The sequence below is a fragment of the Acrocarpospora pleiomorpha genome (genome assembly GCF_009687885.1).
GTDB classification, from domain to species: domain Bacteria; phylum Actinomycetota; class Actinomycetes; order Streptosporangiales; family Streptosporangiaceae; genus Acrocarpospora; species Acrocarpospora pleiomorpha.
The window spans coordinates 72,403-89,694 of sequence record NZ_BLAF01000022.1 but is presented as its reverse complement, the minus strand read 5'-3'; the positions used below and the strand labels follow the sequence as shown (position 1 = coordinate 89,694).

Genomic DNA, 17,292 nt, shown 5'->3' with positions numbered 1-17,292 from the left:
TCTCCTAGTTCGGTGGCCGCCGGGGCAGGCGGCTCAGTGCGGTGCCAGCCCGAACAGCCTGGCCGCGTTCTCTTTGAGGATCTTCGGGCGGACCTCGTCCTTGATCTCCAGCTTGCCGAAGTCGGCCAGCCAGCGATCCGGAGTGATCATCGGGAAGTCCGAGCCGAACAGCACCTTCTCCTTCAGCAGCGTGTTGGCATACCGCACCAGCAGCGGCGGGAAGTACTTGGGCGACCACCCGGACAGGTCGATGTAGACCTTCGGCTTGTGCATGGCGACCGAGAGCGCCTCGTCCTGCCAGGGGAAGGACGGGTGGGCCAGGATGATCTGCAGGTCGGGGAAGTCGGCCGCCACGTCGTCGACGTGCATCGGGTTGGAGTACTTCAGCCGCAGCCCGCCGCCGCCCGGGAGTCCCGCGCCCGCGCCGGTCTGGCCGGTGTGGAACAGCGCGGTCAGGCCGTGCTCGGCGATGACCTCGTACAGCGGGTAGGCGAGCCGGTCGTTCGGGAAGAAGCCCTGCGAGGTGGGGTGGAACTTGAAGCCCCGGACGCCGTGCTCCTCGATCAGCCGCCGGGCGGCGGCGACCCCGGCCGCGCCCCGGTGCGGGTCGATGCTGGCGAACGGGATCAGCACGTCGGCGTGGCGGGCCGCCTGCTCGGCGACCTCCTCGTTGGAGGGGATCTGCTCGCGCCCGCTCAGGTGCATGGTGTCCACGGTGAAGATCACCGCGGCCATCCGCCGCCGCCGGTAGTACTCGGCGATCATCGGCGCGGTGAACCTGGTGACCGCGCCCGCTTTGAAGTAGTCGGCCATGGCGGCGAAGGACTCGTCGCCCTCGGCGGTGGCCGGGCTGTCCAGGACCGACGCCTGCACGTGGGTGTGCACGTCGATCGCCTCCAGCGCGGCCACGTCCATGGCCGGGCTCGCTTGCCCGCTCACCGGGCCGCTCCGTCCCGCACGGCGTCCCGCACGCTGGGTGCCGGGTCGTGCGCGGCGTCGGGCACGGCGGGTGCCGGGTCCCGCGCGGCCTCGGTGACCAGCGCGGTCGCGGTGCCGGTGAGGACCTCGGTGCCGGTGGCGTTGACCGCGGAGAGGGTGATCTCGGCGCGTCCCTCGGCCACGTCGGTCACCTTGGCGGTGACGGTGAGGGTGTCGCCCGGCCAGACCGGGGCCTTGAACCTGGCCCGGTAGCGGAGGATGTTCTCGTGGCCGAACCAGCCGGTCAGCACCCGGCCGGCCAGGCCCATGGTGAGCATGCCGTGGGACATCACGGTGGGGTTTCCGGCCACCTGGGTCGCGAAGGGCTCGTCGGTGTGGAGGGGGTTGTAGTCGCCTGAGGCTCCGGCGTACATGACGATCTGGGTGCGTTTCAGGTCGGTGACCACCACCTCGGTCCGCTCCCGCGTCATGACGCCGCCACGATGACCGTGACCGTGGTGGAGCGGGCGACGAGTTGCTCGTCGGCGTCGTAGAAGTCGATGTGGCGTTCGGTGAAGTTCAGCACGCCACGGCCGCCAGGCTTCTGCCAGGTCCGGCCGTCGCGCCGCCGCGCGGACAGGGTCTCGCCGATCCGGAGCGGCCGGATGTATTCGAATTCCTGCTCCGCGTGGAGCCCGCCGGGGCCGCCCTTGGCCACGCCCGGCTCGGCGCCGGAGCCGTTCCAGGGCTTTCCCGGCTCCATTCGCAGCGGCCAGTCCGGGTCGAACTGGGCGAAGGCGATCGGGAAGGTGGGCGGGACGGCCGCCGCCTCCTCTTCTCCCAGGGCGCGGGCGAAGGCCAGCACGTGGCCTCGCTCGATCGGGAACGGGGTGCCTGTCACGAGGCTGTCTCCTCTGTCACCAGTTGTCTGGCCAGCGAACGGTTGGCCTTTCCGGCGGGTGTCCGGGGGACGACGCCGACCCTGATGATCCGGCGCGGGCTCTTGTACGCGGCCAGCCGATCCCGGACGTGCTGGATCAGTTCCTCGTCCGGCACGCCGCCCAGCCCGCTCGCCGGGGCGACCACGGCGGCCACGATCTGGCCCCAGCGCGGGTCGGGGATCCCGACCACGATCGCGTCGTCCACGGCGGGGTGCGTGATCAGCGCCTGCTCGACCTCCTCGGGGAAGACCTTCTCGCCGCCGGTGTTGACCACGCCGTCGCCCCGCCCCAGCAGGATCAACCGACCGTCCGCGTCCAGCGAGGCCAGATCGCCCGGTACGGCATAACGCACGCCGTCGATCGTCCGCCAGATCCGAGCCGTCCTGTCCGGGTCGCGGAGATAGCCGACCGGCTGGGGACCGGCGCTGGCCAGCACGCCCACCTGCCCGCTGCCCGGCTCGATATCGCGATCATGCTCATCCAGCACCCGGGCCACCGGCGACAGATTGAACCGCCCATCGGCCAGGTCGGCCTCGGAACTCGCCTCGGCCAGCCCGAACGGCCCGCCCTCCGAAGCGGAGATGTTGTCGACCACGGTGAGATTCCGGCCCCGGCGCAGCAGCTCCCGTTTCACCTCGGCGCTCCACAGCACACCCGAACTGGTCATCCTCCGCAGGCTGCCCAGCTCGTACGGGCTGCCCGCGCGCTCGGCCGCGGCCAGGGCGTCCACCAGCGGGCGACCGAAAGCATCGCCGACGATGACCATCTCGGTCACCGCGTGCTCCTGCACCGTCCGCCACACCTCATCGGCGTCCAGCGACCGGGAGTCGCAGAAGCAGAGCACACCACCGGCGAGCAGGGTACGCATCGCGTGGAAGAACCCGGTGCCGTGCATCAGCGGCGACATCGGCAGCACCACCGGGACCTGGTCTCTCACCTGGAGCTCGCCGACCCGCTCGGCGACCTCGGCGGGCGTCGTGGGGGTGGCGAGTCCTTGCTGGCGGAAGACCCCGCTGAGGATACCGAGCAGCCCGTCACGATCCCAGATCACACCCTTGGGCGTGCCGGTGGTACCGCCGGTGAGCAGGATGATGCCGTGCGGAGAATCCTCGGCGAGATCGGAACCCGTGGCCAAGGATCCGAGATCGGAAACCGTGACTGGGGATCCCGGTTCGGACTCAGAATCGGGCTCGGCCGCCCGCTCGAACGGCAGCGCCCCCGGCACCGCCGCCGACGCTTCGCCTCCACCGACTTCGAGGAGGGCGATCGGAGCGGGTAGTTCGGCGAGGATCCCGCGCACCCGGTCGGCCAGGCTCGTGTCGTAGACGAGCGCCGCCGCGCCCGTGTATTCGAGCACGTAGCGCAGTTCTTTCTCGCGGTAGCGGTAGTTGACGTTGACCGGCTGGGCGCCGATCTTGAACGCGGCGAGCACCGACTCTACGTATTCGAAGGAGTTGAAGAGGGCGATGGCCACCGTGGAACCGACGCCCACGCCTCGCTCGGCCAGCGCTCGGGCCACTCGCTCGGCGCGGGCCTCCAGCTCGGGGTAGCCGCGCCGCCGGTCGCCCTGGATCATGGCGGGGCGATCGCCCGCAGCCTGCGCCGCCGCCCCTAACGCGACGGCCACGCTCATTTTCGGCTCGGTCACTGTCATTGTCGATGCGGATGGTTCAGGCAAGATGGCCTCCTATCCGGGTGAAACCTCGTAGCAGGTCCCGCGACAGGATGAGTCGCTGGATCTCATCCGTCCCCTCGAAGATCCGCATCGCGCGGACCGCGCGATACCACCCCTCCAGCGGGAGTTCCTTCGTGTAGCCCATCCCACCGTGGATCTGCAGTGCTCGATCCACAACCCGGCCTACCATCTGGCAGCAGAAGAGTTTGGCCATCGCCACGGAGTGGCGCGCGTCGGCCCCTCGATCCACGTCCCACGCGGCCCGCAGGGCGAGCCAGCGGGCCGCTTCCAGCTCGGTCTCGGAGTCGGCGATCATCCACTGCACGGCCTGGTTCTCCCCGATCGCCCGGCCGAAGGTCTCGCGCAGGTTGGCGTAGTCCACCGCCATCCGCAGGCACCGCTCGGCGATCCCCACGCAGTGGGCGGAGATCACGTGGCGGCCCCGGCCGATCCAGCGTTTGGCCAGGTCGAACCCGGCGCCCACCTCGCCGAGCACCTTTCCGGGCGGCACCCTGACCTGGTCGAAGAAGAGCGTGGCCGGCTGGTGCCAGCTGCCCATGGTCGGGATCGGGCTGGAGCTCCACCCGGCGTCCCGATCCACCAGGAACGCGGTCGAGCCGTGCCGTGCGCCCCGCTCCGGGTCGGTGACCGCGATGACGATCGCGTAGTCGGCGTCGTCGCCGTTGCTGATGAAGGTCTTCTGGCCGTTGATCACCCAGTCGCCGCCGTCCTGCCGGGCCGTGGTGCGGATGGCCGCGGCATCCGATCCGGCGCCGGGTTCGGTCAGCGCGAAGCAACCCAGCCGCCGGCCCTCGATGGTGGGTTTGAGGTATTCCTCCTGCTGGGCGGTGTCCGCGGCGTACAGGATGTTGTCGGCCTCGCCGCCGAAACGGAACGGCACGCAGGTTCTGGCCACTTCGATGTGGATGAGGGCCTGGGTGAGGGCGGGCAGGGCCATTCCTCCGTACGCCTCCGGGGTGCTCATCCCCCAGAAGCCGAACTCCCTGGCCTTGGCCTGGAGCTCTCGTTCCCGCTCGCGCGGCAGCCGTACCAGCCCACTCCGGAGGAACTCCTCCTCCAGGGGCAGCAGCTCCTTGGTGACGAAAGCGCGGGCGGTGTCGCGGATGTCGCGCTGCTCGTCGCTGAGGTCGAAGTCCATCAGCCCACCTCCGAGTCGCGCCGGGGCAGGCCGTGGGCGCGCACGTTGGAGATCATCGCCGCGTCCAGCATCCACTCCTTGGCCAGCGCCGGGTCGGCCGCGATCTGCGACATGCGCCGCCGGAAGCCGCGCCGCTCGGCCTCGTCCTGCTCGGCCATCTCGGTGGTGGTGCGGTGGGTGATCTCCTGCACCGCCTCGATGGCGGCCTTACGGCGGCGCTGCGCCCAGGCGTCCAGCACCTCGTCCCCGGCCCCGTCCAGGAGCACCTTGCCGAGCTGGACCGACAGGTCGAAGGCGTCGTGGATGCCGCCGTTGAGGCCCATCCCGCCCATCGGGCTGTTGACGTGCGCGGCGTCGCCGAGCAGCAGCACCCGGTCGGTGCGGAAGTTGCCCGCCACCCGCTGGTGCACCGAGTAGATCTTCCGTTCCCGCAGCGGCAGCTCCGGGTGGTCGCCGAACAGGCCGCGCAGCCGCTCGGCCACGTACCGGTCGGCGAGGGCCTCCTCGGCGCCGAGCTCGGGCCGTACCGCGACCACGATCCGCCACACGTCCGGGACCCGCAGGATGAGCAGGTGCTCGCTGGGGTCGGCGATGTAGTTGACGTCGCAGATGCCCGGCAGCAGGGTCTCCACCGGGTAGTCGATGCTCAGCACCAGGTAGCGGTGATCGTAGGTGAGGCCCTCGAAGGTGGTGCCGAGAGCCTTGCGCAGGGTGCTGCGCGCGCCGTCGGCGGCCAGCACCCAGCGGGCCTCGACCTGCTCCCCCGCGACGGTGGTGAGCACCGCGGCGTCGGCGTGCTGGGTCACCCCGGTGATGCCCTCGCCCAGCCGCAGCCCGACTTCCGGGTGCCTGCCGTCCAGGGCGTCGCTGATGATCTGGGAGTACTTGTACTGCTCCAGCTGGAGCCGGAACGGGTAGTCGGTCTCGTCGGCGAGCAGGCCGAAGTCGAACTCGGCGATCAGGCCGTCCCGCCGGTCCCTGATCTGGTACGTGCGGGCGATGATGCCCTCGGCCAGCATCGCGTCGGCGATGCCGAGGTCGCAGGCGATCTCCAGGGTCGGCGGGTGGAAGGTGGAGGCCCGCCACTCGGTGCTGAGCCGCCCGGCCTCCTCGAAGACGGTGACCGCGACCCCGCGCCTGGCCAGCGCGAGCGCGGCGGTGAGCCCGACCGGCCCTGCGCCCACCACTGCCACGTCGAGCACGCTCATCACCCGGCCCATTCGACGATGTGGTCGCACATGGTGGCGGCCAGGTCGGGGCGGCCCTGGAAGTAGTGGTCGGCGCCCTTGATCTCGACGAGCTCGCGGCGCTGGTGGCCGACGGCGTCGTACATGCCGCGGGCGTGGCTGGGGAAGGCCGCGCAGTCGGCCGACCCGTAGACGACCATGACGGGGGCCTGGACGCCGGGCAGTTCCCGGTAGGCGTTGGCCCGGCTCCGGTCGTAGCTCCACTGGCTGAGCCAGGAGCGCAGGCTGGTCAGGTGCCCGAGCGAAGCGGGCAGGAAGTTGGCCACCCACGGGCTGCCCCATATGGTGCGGGCGATCCGGTCGGAGGGATCCAGAGTCAGGTCCAGGAAGCGCAGGTCGGCGGCGGTGCCGTGGACGACGAAGGGCAGGTCGTCGGGGGCCTCCGACCCGCGCGTATGGGCGCGCAGCGCCTCGATCTGCTGGAGTGCCCAGCCGGTGATGCGGCGGTTGCGGTCGATCTGTGCCTGGCGGTAGCGGGTCACGAACTCCGGGCTGTACACGGGACCGTTGGCGGGCTCGAACATGTCGAGCTCCGGGTCCCGGTCGAACGGCAGGTGCTCGTCGGTGATCGCCGGGTCGAGCCCCTCGGTGTAGACCACCGCGCGGCCGGGGTGGGCCATGGCCATGACCAGGCGGTCGGCCGGGATCAGGCCGGCGGCGGCCAGGTCCGCCGGGTCCCCGGCCGGGGTGTGGGTGATGGCAGGGTTCTCGGCCTGCGCCTGGTAGAGCGCGGCCAGGCCGCCGCCACCGGAGTTGCCCACCAGGACGATCCGGTCGTAGCCGAGCTCGCGCAGGTGGCGGATGGCGGCGCCGACGTCCAGGACGCAGTTCTCCATGATCAGCGCGGAGTCGTTGCCGGCGTAGCGGGTGGCCAGGCCGACGGCGGCGACCCCCCGGGACGCCAGTTCCTCCAGCGCGTAGTGGCCGAGGAAGTTGGAGGACGGGTGCACGATCAGCACCGCGGTGCCGGCCGGGCGCCGGTCGTCCTTCCAGAGGGTGGCCCAGATCTTCCCGCTCAGCCGGGCGACGCCCGAGTTGATGTCGAGGCGCCCGCCCGGCGTCAACGGTACGGGGAGTAGTTCGCGGGTCAGCACGGGAAGCTCCTGAGGGGCAGCGGTTGGGACACGATCAGCGTGCGTTCCACGTCCGCAGGGTTTCGGCGCCCTGGCGGGCGTCGTCCTCGGTGAGCGGGCGGGTCTGCAGCGTCAGCTCGATCCGGACGCCGTTGGGGTCGAAGATGTACAGCGACTCCCAGACCCCGTCGTGGTCGACGATGCCGACGCTCTCCACCCCCTTGGCTTTGAAGTGCGCCTGCCAGGCGTGGAGTTCCTCCATCGAGTCCACGTTGAGCGCGATGTGCCGCACCCAGGAGGGCACCGAGTCGGGCCCCGGGTCAGGCAGGCCCTCCACCTCGAAGAAGGCGATGGCGCTGCCGTCGTGCAGTCCGAAGAAGGTGTGCAGGTACGGGGTCCGCGCACCGCTGGAGGGGACCACGTCCAGCTGGATCGCGGTCAGGAATTCGCACTTCAACACCTCGGTGTAGAAGTCGTGCGTGGCCTGCGAGTTCCAGGTCGGGTAGGCGATGTGGTTGAGCGAGCGCGGTGCGCGGAGAGCGGCGGTCGCCATCATCACTCCTCGATCTTGTTTCAATTATCGGACAACTAGTCCGAAATATGTGTTTGATTGTCTGGCGATTCGTACCGATCTGTCAACCGCCGTCACAGGACCACAGCGTCATTGCGATGCTTCGCATCGCGGTTCGGATGCTCAACCCCGGTGTCTTCCCTCGTCGCTTCGCTCCTCAGTCCAGACACCGGCGCATCCTCACGACGCCACGCAGGGCTTCGCCCGAAAGCAGCCGGTCGTAACCTGCCTGGGCGTCGTCCAGCGGGTAGGCGTCGGTCACGTACTCCTCCAGCGGGAGGCGCCCGGCCAGGTAGAGCCCGGCGAGCAGGGGGAGATCCCTGGCGGCCTCGCAGTCGCCCCAGATCGAGACCTGGATCGAGCCGCCGGTCAGGAACAGGTGCCGCAGCGGCAGTTCGACCATGTCGCCCTGCCGGGGCGCGCCCACCACGACGAGACGGGAGCCGGGGCCGCGCAGCTGGTTGGCCGTGGTGAAGGCGGCGGGGCCGCCGACCGCGTCGAGCACCACGTCCGCGCCCCGGCCGTCGGTGAGTTCTCGCACCCGGGCCGCCGTCTCCTCCCGGGAGGCGTCCACCACGTCGGTGGCGCCGAAGCGCCGGGCCGCGTCGAGCTTGGCCGCGTTGACGTCCACCGCGATGATGCGCCGCGCGCCCGCGTAGGCCGCTCCGGCGACGGCCGCGACCCCCACCCCACCGCAGCCGAGCACCACCACGTCGTCGGCCGGGCCGATCGCCGCGGTGTTGACGGCAGCTCCGAATCCGCTCGGCACGCCGCATCCGAGCAGCGCAGCTACCTGCGGCGGCACCCGGGGGTCGATCGCCACGGCCTGCCGCGCGGGCACGATGACCCGCTCGGCGAGCCCGCCCACGCCGAGCACCGGGGTCGCCTCGGCACCGTCGCCCAGGAGTACCTTGGGCCGCCGGGGAAGCCGGTCAGGGCACGCGCGCGGGCGGCCGGCCGCGCACTGGCGGCACTGCCCGCAGGCCACCATCGGGGCGACCACCACGCTGTCGCCGACGTTCAGCCCGCTCGCCTCGGGACCCAGCTCGGCCACCCGCCCGGCCACCTCGTGCCCCACCAGGTAGGGGAAGTCGGTGCCCGAGGTGCCGTGCATGAAGTGCACGTCGCTGTGGCATAAACCGCAGGCGGTCACCTCGATGACCACCTCGTCGCCCACCGGCTCGCGCAGCGGGATGTCCTCGATGCTCAGCGGCCCGTGCGCGGCGCGGGCGACCGCGCCTCGATAGTGGGTGGGCATGGCGCCTCCTTCGATAAGTCGTGATCTGGATGGACGGGTTCCGGTTAGTACCAGCGCGGCGCGTCGGCCGAGGCGGTGTCGATGATCACGGTCTTGGTCTCGGTGTACGCCTCGTGGCCGAGCCGCCCCAGCTCCCGGCCGATGCCGGACAGGCCGACGCCGCCGATGGGCGCGTCCAGCGCGAGCGCGCCGTAGGAATTGATCCAGAAATATCCGGACCTGACCTGCCTGGCGGTGGTCAGTGCCCGGTCCAGGTCCCGGGTCCAGCAGCCGCCCACCAGGCCGAACGGCGAGTCGTTGGCCAGCGCGACCGCCTGCTCCGCGCCGCTGAACCGCTGCACGGTGAGGACCGGGCCGAACACCTCCTGGTAGACGATGTCGGGCGGGTTCGCCGGGGCGACCTCCAGGACGGTGGGCGCGTAGAAGGCGCCGTCCGGGGGCTCGCCTCCGGCCAGCACCTTGGCCCCCTGCTCGACGGCCTCCTCGACCATCACGTGCACCCGGGCCGCCTCGGCGGCCGAGATCAGCGTGCCCAGCTGGCTATCCGGGTCGAACGGCGGGCCGACCCTGATCGAGCGGGCCAGCTCCACCACCCGGGCCGTGAACGCGTCCGCGACCGGCTCCTCCACCAGCAGCCGGGAGCCGGAGAAGCAGCGCTGTCCGGCGTTGCGGAAGATGCCGCCGACGGTGGCGTGCAGGGCCGCGTCCAGGTCGGCGTCGGCGTAGACGATGTTGGCGGATTTGCCGCCGAGTTCGAGCAGCACCCGCTTCATGCCGTCGGCGGCCGAGCGCATCACCTGGCGGCCGACGGCGGTGCTGCCGGTGAAGGACACCATGGTCACCGCCGGGTGCTCGGCCAGCCGCCGCCCGACCTCGCCCGCGCCCTGAAGCACCTGGAGCAGCCCGGGGGGCAGGCCCGCGTCGGTGAGCAGTCCGGCGAACACGGGCGCCGCCAGGGGGCTGACCTCGGGGGCCTTGAGCAGCACCGCGTTGCCGGCCGCCAGCGCGGGCCCGGCCTTCTGCGCGGCGAACACGAGCGTGGTGTTGAACGGGATGATCGCGGCGACCACGCCGACCGGCTCGCGGAAGGTCATCCGCAGCGTGCCGCCGTCGGCGGGCAGGGTGGATCCCTCCAGGGTGGCCGCCCACCCGGCCGCCGCGCGCAGGTGCGCCGCCGCCACGGCCACCTCGCCGTACGCCTCGGCCAGCGTCTTGCCGTTGTCCAGGGTGACCAGGTGCGCCAGCCGTACGGACTGGGCTTCGATCAGGTCGGCGGCGGCGCGGAGCACCCGGGCCCGCTGGTGCGGCGAGGTGGCGGCCCAGGCCGGTTGCGCGGCAGCGGCCTCGCGCGCCGCCGCGTCGGCGAACTCCGGGGTGGCCTCCTGGACGGTGGCCAGCCAGGTTCCGTCGCCGGGATGGCTGGTGGCGAACTCCCGGCCGCCGCCGTGGCGGAGCGCGCCGGAGACGAAACTGTGGGCCGCCGGAAGCCTGGCGGTGGCGATGTGCCCAGCGAGTGTGCTCAACGGCTGGTCTCCTCTTTCGCTCAGCTAGCGGGCAACGATACTCTTATTTATAGGACTTATAGTCCGATAAATGGAACATGGAGAGTAGTGTGGAGTTCGCGAACCTCGGCCGCAGCGGTCTGATCATCAGCCGCCTGGTCCTCGGCACCGACAATTTCGGCACCCAGACCACCGAGGAGGACGCCTTCGCGATCATGGATCGGGCCCACGAGCTGGGGATCAACCTGATCGACACCTCCAACGTGTACGGCTGGCGGTTCGGCGAGGGCCTGACCGAGCAGATCATCGGCCGCTGGCTGGCCCAGGGCGGCGGCCGCAGGGACCGGACCGTGCTCGCCACCAAGCTGTACGGCCGGATGGCCGAGTGGCCCAACAACTCCGGCCTGTCCGCGCTGCACATCCGGCGCGCCTGCGAGGACTCCCTGCGCCGCCTGGGGACCGACCACATCGACCTCTACCAGCCGCACCACATCGACCGGAGCACCCCGTGGGAGGAGATCTGGGAGGCGATGGAGATCCTGAAGACCCAGGGCAAGATCGTCTACGTGGGCTCCTCCAACCATCCCGCCTGGCACCTCGCCGGTGGCCAGGAGATCGCGGCCCGGCGCGGCCACCTCGGCATGGTCAGCGAGCAGACCATCTACAACCTGCTGGAACGCAGGGCCGAGCTGGAGGTACTGCCCGCCTGCCGGCACTACGGCGTGGGCATGATGCCGTGGTCCCCGCTGGACGCCGGGCTGCTCGGCGGCATTCTCCGCAAGGAACGCGAGCACCTGCTGGGCAAACCGCTTCCCGGCGCCGGGATGGCCCCGCACCGGAGCCGCAGGCTGGTCAAGCTGGACCGGCACCGCGTCGCCGTCCAGGCGTATGAGGACCTGTGCGCGAAGCTCGGCGAGGACCCGGCCGACGTGGCCGTGGCCTGGCTGCTGCGGCAGCCCGGGGTGACCGCGCCCATCATCGGGCCCCGCACGGTGGAGCAGCTGGACGCCGCCGTGCGGGCCTTCGAGGTGAACCTGGACGAGGCGACGCTGGCCAGGCTGGACGAGATCTTCCCTGGTCCCGGCCCCGCGCCTGAGGCCTACTCCTGGTGATCAGCGGAAGGTCTGCTGGAGGGCCAGCAGCCGCCGCACGCCCACCTTTTCCAGATATTCCTGGTGGTCGGCGACGGAGTGCACGTATGTCTCCAGGTACTCCTTGGTGCGGTCCTGGGCTGCCAGGTCGCGGTATTCCACCAGCCGCTCCCGGTCGTAGCCGTAGTGGCCCGGGGAGGACAGCGGGTATGCGCCGTATGGAGCGTGTGCGACCCGTTCCACGATGGCGCTGGGAATGGACACCAGGCGCGGGTCCGGCCGCGGGGCGTGCTCGTCCAGGATCTCGTCCGAGCTGATGATGACGTGGTCGCATGCCTTGGCCATGACGTCCTCGAAGCGGCGCTGGCCGAAGATCTGCGCATTGCCCTTCTGGTCAGTGACCTGGGCGTGGAACAGGCCGTAGTCGGCGCGCAGGGCGGGGATGGTGGTGACCGTGCGGCCGGTGTAGGGGTCGGTGGTGGTGCGGATGTCCGGGTTCACCTTGGGGAGGTCGGTGCCCTCATAAAGCGGGGGTAGCGGCAGGAACGGCAGCCTGCTGGCGCCCGCGCGGAAACCGTAGACGATATAAGCCTCGTCCCCCTCGACGATTTCAATGCTCTGGCTCTCGGCGGCCCTGCGATAGTTCGGGGCCATGCCGAGGAACTCCAAGCCGACGTAGGAGACGTGCAACCGCCGTACACATCCGGCCGCGATCAGCATGTCCACCGGTGCGCCCGCGCTGGGCGTCGGGATCAGCTCCAGGTCCCGCGCGCCGCGCCGGATCAGCGCGTTGACCAGGGCCATCGGGCTGTTGTGCGAGTGCACTCCGCCGAGCGCGATCGTGGCTCCGTCGGGAATGCCGGCGACCGCCTCCTCGGGGGTCGTCACCTTGCTCATCGCATGGACTCCTTCAGCTCGGCTCTTCTGATCTTTCCGCCCTCGTCCACCGGCAGGTCGGCGACGAACTCCACCTCGCGGGGGCGCTTGTATCCGGCCAGCCGCTCGGCGCAGTAGCCGAGCACCTGCTCCTCGGTCAGGTCCGCGCCGGGCGCCCGCTGCACCAGCGCTTTGACCGACTCGCCGAACCGTTCGTCCGGCACGCCGATCACGGCGGCTCTGGCCACGCCGGGACACGCCTGGAGGACCGCCTCGACCTCGCCCGCGTACACGTTCTGCGCGCCGGATCTGATCACGCCCTGGGCGCGGTCGGCCAGGTAGATGTAGCCGCGCTCGTCCCGCCAGGCGATGTCGCCCAGGCGCAGCCAGCCGTCCTGGAGGACCTGCCGGGTGAGTTCGGGCTGGCTCCAGTATCCGGAGAAGACGCTGGGTGCCTTGATGCGCATCTCGCCGGTTTCGCGCACGGGCACTTCGTGGTCCTGCCCGTCGAAGATCTTCACCTCGGCGTACGCGGCTGGGCGGCCCACCGAGACGAGGGAGGTGGCCCCGGCGGCGAGGAAGTTGCGGTGGTCGTCGGGGGTGAGGAGCGCCGTGAAGCCGCCCGCCTCGGTGGCGCCGAAGGCGTGGTAGAGCTCCACGTCCAGGGCCTCGGCCACGGATCTGATCAGGCTCCAGGAGACCGAGGCGCCGCCGTAGCCGATCATCTTGAGGCGCTGGGCCTGGGACAGGTCCAGGTCGGGTAGGGCCCGGACCAGGTCCACGAGCATGGTGGGCACCAGGAAGGCGTGCTCGACGCCGTACTCGGCGATGTCCTTGAGGAACGCGGCGGGGTCGAAGCGCCGCCGGAGCAGCAGGGGCACTCCCAGGTAGGCGGTGGTGGTCACGTAGGACGCGCCGACGCCCAGGCTGAGCGGCACCGAGAGCCAGGTCGGGCCGCCGCGCGGCACGTCGATCTCGGACAGGTAGTTGGCGGTGTGGGCCAGCTGCTGGTCGTGGGTGGCCATGCAGCCCTTGGGCGAGCCGGTGGTGCCGCTGGTGTAGCGGAGCGAGCGCAGGTCGCCGCCGTCGCCGGTCTCCGGTGTTCCGGCCGGGTCGCCGGAAGCGATCAGCTCGGCGAGCGTGGGGTGGCCGTCGATGCCGACGGTGAACACAGCGCGCACGCTGGGGAGCGCGGCGGCCGCCTCGACCGCGGCGGGGGTGTCGCAGATGACCGCGGCCGCGCCGGAGTGGGCCAGGATGCGGGTGATCTCGGGCGCGGTCATCCGGGGGTTGATCCCGACCGCGACCAGGTTGATCTTCCACAGGCCGTAGAAGGAGATCACCATGGGGTGGCTGTTGGCGAGCACCAGCGCGACCCGCTCCTGGGCGCGGAAGCCGAGGGCGGCCAGCGCGTTGGCCAGGCGGTCGCTCTCGTGGTCGAGTTCGGCCCAGGTCAGCTGCCGCTCGTCGGAGATGACGGCGAGCCGGTCGCCGCGCCGTACCGCGTTCTGCCGCAGCAGGTTCTCGATTCGCATGGATCTTCCGTTCTCAGCGGAGTGCCTGGTCCACCAGATTGGCGACCAGGCCGGGTTGCTCGATGTGCGCGTTGTGGCCGGTGTTCGCCAGCACGGTGACCGGGCGGCCGAGCACCGAGACCAGCTCCTCGTAGCGGATGCCGGGGTCGCGGTCGCCGCAGGCCAGCCGGACCGGGCAGGCGACACGGGCGGTCAGGGCGGTCAGCGCGGCGGGAGGCGCGGGAGGCGCGGCGGTGATCCGGGGATCGCCCGATAACCGGTAGCCGCTCTCGGCGACGGCGACCCCGCTGTCCAGGTCCGCCGCGGCGAACCCGGCCATCCCGGAGATCCGCCCGAACAGCTCGCGGGCCTGCTCCCGGCCGGGGAGGATCCGGATCGGCCGGGTCGCGGCGGCGGCGCGGCGGGTCAGCTCCTCCTCGGTCCAGCTCACCTTCATCGCGATGACCAGGACGGACGCGACGCTCACCCCGCGAGCGCCGTCCGCGAGGGCCAGCGCGATCATCCCGCCGAGGGAATGCCCGACCAGATGCACCGGGCGCTCGCCCACGTGCCCGCGGACGGCGGCGGCCACCGCGTCGGCGTAGCCGTCCGGGGAGTAGTCCAGCTGCCAGCGGGAGCGGCCGTGACCTGGCAGGTCGGCGAGCAGCCAGCCGGCGTCGGGGCGGCGGGCGGCCAGCTCCCGGGTGACCGGCTTCCAGACCGCCCCCGAGGCGGCCGAGCCGTGCAGGAACACCACCGTCGGGCCCGCGCCGCCGCCGGACTCCAGGTGCACGCCCGGTCCGGCCTGCGTCGGCCGCGGAGAAGTCATGATCCCTCCTGCTTGAAGAAGTCCAGCACCGTCTCGGTGAACGCGGCGGCCCGCTCGATCTGCGGGTAGTGGCCGCTCCCGGCGACGGTGACCGCGACCGCGCCGGGGATCTGCGCGGCCAGCTCCCGCCAGGTGCCGTCCGGCACCAGCCGGTCGTGCTCGCCCCTGATCAGGCAGGTGGGTACGGCGATGCCGCCGTAGTCGCGGGCGGGCGGGCGCACGTGCGGGCGGTTCTCGCCACGGCGCATCGGGGAGCGCAGGCTTCCCGCCGCCGCCGTCTCCCACGCGCCGGGGATGGCGCAGAAGTCGTACCTGCGGCGCAGGTACTCCTCGCTGTCCCGCCAGCGCGGATCGTGGAAGAGCACGTCCATGGACGGGCGCAGCCCTGCCAGGGTGCCGTCGAAATCCTCCAGCACCTTCCTGGCCGCCTCCGCCGGGGCGGCCAGGCCGATCCCGGCCACCGCCATCGCCCTTATCGGCCAGACCGGCGCGGGTTTGTTCGCCACGTCCAGCAGCATGCGCCCGCTGAGCGAGGTGCCGATGAAGTACGCCGACTCGATCCGGAGTGCGCGCAGCACGCCGGAGACCTGGCGGAGCATCAGCCGTCGCTGGCCGCCGAAGTCCCTGAGCTTGTCGCTGTGCCCGTAGCCGACGAAGTCGAGCGCCATCACCCGGTGGTGGGCCGCCAGGGCCGGGATGCAGTGTTCCCAGGTGATCTCGGCGGCGGCGCCGTACTCACCGCCGTGGAGCAGGACCAGCGGGGGTCCGTCACCGGCCTCCAGGTAGTGGGTGGCGCAGCCGTCCACCACGAGGTGGCGTTCTGCCCAGTTCATGCCGTGGCGGGGTAGCGGCGCAGCACGCCTTCGGTGTCCACCTGGGTGCGTAGCAGGCGCAGCTCCTGTTCGGTCGGCGGGTCGACGGTCCGCACGTCGTCGGCGACCAGCAGCTCGAACCCGGTGGCCGCCTGGACCCGCTCGACGCTGCTCCACGGGTGCACCTTGATCAGCCGCATCCGGCGGGTCTCCGGCTCGAAGTCGAACACCCCCAGCGGGGTGAACACCCGGCGGGGGCCGTCTGACTCGGGGCGGAAGACCTTGCCGCGGGAGTCGCCGCCGTCCAGCCAGCCCGCCCCGCTGACGAAGTCCACCTTGTCGACGAAGATCCTCGGCGTGTGGTGCTCGGTGTAGATGTAGCTGGTCTTGAAGCCGCCGAGGAAGATCAGCCCGATCGTGCCGGGGCCGCGGACCTTGGGCTTGTCCCACGGGCCGATCACGGCCATGTTGAGATTGCCGTGCTTGTCGATCTGCATCCCGCCCAGGAACGCGAAGTCGAACCGGATCGCGGTCTCGAAGTCCACCACGTCGTCGAGACTGAACTGGTACTCGCTGGTCACCAGGTTGCGGTAGTCGGCCGACGACTCGGTGAGCCGCTGGATCTTCGGGTTCATCGCGCCGCTGCCGCCGCAGAAGAAGGACAGGCCCGGCGCGTGGGTGAGCTGCGCCAGCCGCAGCCCGGCCACGGGGATGTGCGAGGCGGCGCCCACGGAGCCGAAGTCGCCGTCGGCCATCTCGTGCGAGATGGAGATCGCCATCATCTCGGCCCAGGTGTAGCTCATGTCCGGCACGTGACCCCCAAGAAGCTTGCCATGATGGCGATTCGCATTTATCGTACATCAAGTCCGCAATGTGTTACAGACTCTAGGGTGGCGGCACCGCTGTCAAGAGGAACGACGATGATCCGACCCTCCGCGATCGAGCGCGCCCTGCACGGGCTCGTCGATCTGCACTGCCACTCCGGGCCCAATCCCCTGCCGCGCCGGTTCGACCATGTGGGCGCCGCCGCCGACGGCGCGCGGCTGGGCATGCGGGCCCTGCTGGCCAAGTCCCACCACCACAACACGGTGATGGACCTGCTGGCCATGCGGGATCGGCTGGCCCCGCTCAGCACCGCCGTGTACGGCGGGATCGCCCTCAACAACCAGGTCGGCGGCATCAACCCGTACGCGGTGGAGATGTGCCTGCGGATGGGCGGGCGGTGCGTGTGGTTCCCCACCATCTCCTCCCGCGCGCACATCGACCACCACAACTCCGGCGGTGGTTTCCCGAAGCCGACCATCCCGCTGTCGCTCGCCCAGGTCGACGTGCGCGGGCCGGACGGGGCGCTGCTTCCCGAGGTCGGCCGGGTGCTGGACGTGATCGCGGAGTCCGGCGCGCTGCTCTCCGCCGGGCACATGGCGCCGGAGGACATCCTGGAGGTCTTCGCCGCCGCCCGGGATCGGGGGGTCAAGCGGATGGTGGTCAGCCATCCCAACTTCGTGATCGGCTCCGACCCCGCGCAGTGTCGTGAGTTCATCCGGCTCGGTGCGTACATCGAGCACGAGACCAGCATGTACGACCCCGAGGTGGCCCAGGCCCGATGGTCGGCCCGGCAACTGCTCGACTGGATCGAACAGGTCGGGCCCGAGCACACCGTGCTCGCCTCCGACCTTGGCCAGGCGGGGCGGCCGATGCCCGTGGACTCCTTCATCCGGGTCGGCTCCGCGCTGCTGGACCTGGGCCTGCCGGAGAAGGACCTGCGGCGGATCGTCCGCGTCAACCCCTCCTACCTGCTCGGCCTGGACGACTGAAAGGACCGATCG

Annotated in this window: 17 protein-coding genes; 2 read left to right on the top strand and 15 right to left on the bottom strand. The window is 71.0% G+C overall.

Annotation, left to right across the window (positions count from 1 at the left end):
- Positions 1-33 precede the first annotated feature (33 nt).
- The 10 genes from Aple_RS20790 to Aple_RS20745 form a co-directional block, all read right to left on the bottom strand.
- Positions 34-939, bottom strand: a complete 906-nt coding sequence (locus Aple_RS20790; protein WP_281361583.1) for an amidohydrolase family protein — start codon at positions 937-939, stop codon at positions 34-36.
- Positions 936-1,409 (bottom strand): MaoC/PaaZ C-terminal domain-containing protein, encoded by a 474-nt coding sequence (locus tag Aple_RS20785; protein WP_155346310.1) that lies wholly within the window; start codon positions 1,407-1,409, stop codon positions 936-938. Before Aple_RS20785 ends, Aple_RS20790 begins: the two co-directional genes overlap by 4 nt.
- The gene (locus Aple_RS20780) at positions 1,406-1,819 is read right to left on the bottom strand and encodes an FAS1-like dehydratase domain-containing protein (RefSeq protein ID WP_155346309.1); all 414 of its coding nucleotides are present in this window, start codon (positions 1,817-1,819) and stop codon (positions 1,406-1,408) included. Before Aple_RS20780 ends, Aple_RS20785 begins: the two co-directional genes overlap by 4 nt.
- Positions 1,816-3,507: an AMP-binding protein gene (locus Aple_RS20775; RefSeq protein ID WP_170321592.1), complete on the bottom strand. Its 1,692-nt coding sequence runs from the start codon at positions 3,505-3,507 to the stop codon at positions 1,816-1,818. The genes Aple_RS20780 and Aple_RS20775 overlap by 4 nt, the downstream gene beginning before the upstream one ends.
- A gap of 22 nt (positions 3,508-3,529) precedes the next feature.
- The gene (locus Aple_RS20770) at positions 3,530-4,696 is read right to left on the bottom strand and encodes an acyl-CoA dehydrogenase family protein (RefSeq protein WP_218038441.1); all 1,167 of its coding nucleotides are present in this window, start codon (positions 4,694-4,696) and stop codon (positions 3,530-3,532) included.
- A complete protein-coding gene (locus Aple_RS20765; RefSeq protein WP_170321591.1) occupies positions 4,693-5,901 on the bottom strand; it encodes an FAD-dependent oxidoreductase in 1,209 nt (402 codons plus the stop codon). Before Aple_RS20765 ends, Aple_RS20770 begins: the two co-directional genes overlap by 4 nt.
- Positions 5,901-7,034 (bottom strand): alpha/beta hydrolase, encoded by a 1,134-nt coding sequence (locus tag Aple_RS20760; protein WP_155346305.1) that lies wholly within the window; start codon positions 7,032-7,034, stop codon positions 5,901-5,903. Before Aple_RS20760 ends, Aple_RS20765 begins: the two co-directional genes overlap by 1 nt.
- 34 nt (positions 7,035-7,068) lie before the next feature.
- Complete coding sequence (locus Aple_RS20755; protein ID WP_155346304.1) at positions 7,069-7,569, bottom strand: VOC family protein; 501 nt, start codon at positions 7,567-7,569, stop codon at positions 7,069-7,071.
- A gap of 172 nt (positions 7,570-7,741) precedes the next feature.
- Positions 7,742-8,842 carry a zinc-binding dehydrogenase gene (locus tag Aple_RS20750; protein ID WP_155346303.1) on the bottom strand — a complete coding sequence of 367 codons (1,101 nt, stop codon included), beginning with the start codon at positions 8,840-8,842 and terminating at the stop codon, positions 7,742-7,744.
- A 44-nt stretch (positions 8,843-8,886) separates the two neighbouring features.
- Positions 8,887-10,365 (bottom strand): aldehyde dehydrogenase family protein, encoded by a 1,479-nt coding sequence (locus tag Aple_RS20745; RefSeq protein ID WP_170321590.1) that lies wholly within the window; start codon positions 10,363-10,365, stop codon positions 8,887-8,889.
- 89 nt (positions 10,366-10,454) lie between these two features.
- On the opposite strand from Aple_RS20745, the gene Aple_RS20740 reads away from it, so the two are divergent.
- Entirely contained in the window at positions 10,455-11,456 is a 1,002-nt protein-coding gene (locus Aple_RS20740; RefSeq protein ID WP_155346301.1) for an aldo/keto reductase, read from the top strand.
- On the opposite strand, the gene Aple_RS20735 is transcribed toward Aple_RS20740, so the two are convergent.
- From Aple_RS20735 to Aple_RS20715, 5 genes are read right to left on the bottom strand one after another with little or no spacing between them, the layout of a single operon-like run.
- The gene (locus Aple_RS20735; protein ID WP_155346300.1) at positions 11,457-12,332 is read right to left on the bottom strand and encodes a CoA transferase subunit A; all 876 of its coding nucleotides are present in this window, start codon (positions 12,330-12,332) and stop codon (positions 11,457-11,459) included.
- Positions 12,329-13,846 (bottom strand): class I adenylate-forming enzyme family protein, encoded by a 1,518-nt coding sequence (locus Aple_RS20730; protein ID WP_155346299.1) that lies wholly within the window; start codon positions 13,844-13,846, stop codon positions 12,329-12,331. Before Aple_RS20730 ends, Aple_RS20735 begins: the two co-directional genes overlap by 4 nt.
- Before the next feature lie 13 nt (positions 13,847-13,859).
- Positions 13,860-14,654, bottom strand: a complete 795-nt coding sequence (locus Aple_RS20725; RefSeq protein ID WP_155346298.1) for an alpha/beta fold hydrolase — start codon at positions 14,652-14,654, stop codon at positions 13,860-13,862.
- Positions 14,651-15,487, bottom strand: a complete 837-nt coding sequence (locus Aple_RS20720) for an alpha/beta fold hydrolase (protein WP_155346297.1) — start codon at positions 15,485-15,487, stop codon at positions 14,651-14,653. Before Aple_RS20720 ends, Aple_RS20725 begins: the two co-directional genes overlap by 4 nt.
- Positions 15,484-16,269: a CoA-transferase subunit beta gene (locus tag Aple_RS20715; RefSeq protein WP_155346296.1), complete on the bottom strand. Its 786-nt coding sequence runs from the start codon at positions 16,267-16,269 to the stop codon at positions 15,484-15,486. The genes Aple_RS20720 and Aple_RS20715 overlap by 4 nt, the downstream gene beginning before the upstream one ends.
- Positions 16,270-16,386: 117 nt before the next feature.
- On the opposite strand from Aple_RS20715, the gene Aple_RS20710 reads away from it, so the two are divergent.
- Positions 16,387-17,280 carry a DUF6282 family protein gene (locus Aple_RS20710; protein ID WP_155346295.1) on the top strand — a complete coding sequence of 298 codons (894 nt, stop codon included), beginning with the start codon at positions 16,387-16,389 and terminating at the stop codon, positions 17,278-17,280.
- Positions 17,281-17,292: the final 12 nt, after the last annotated feature.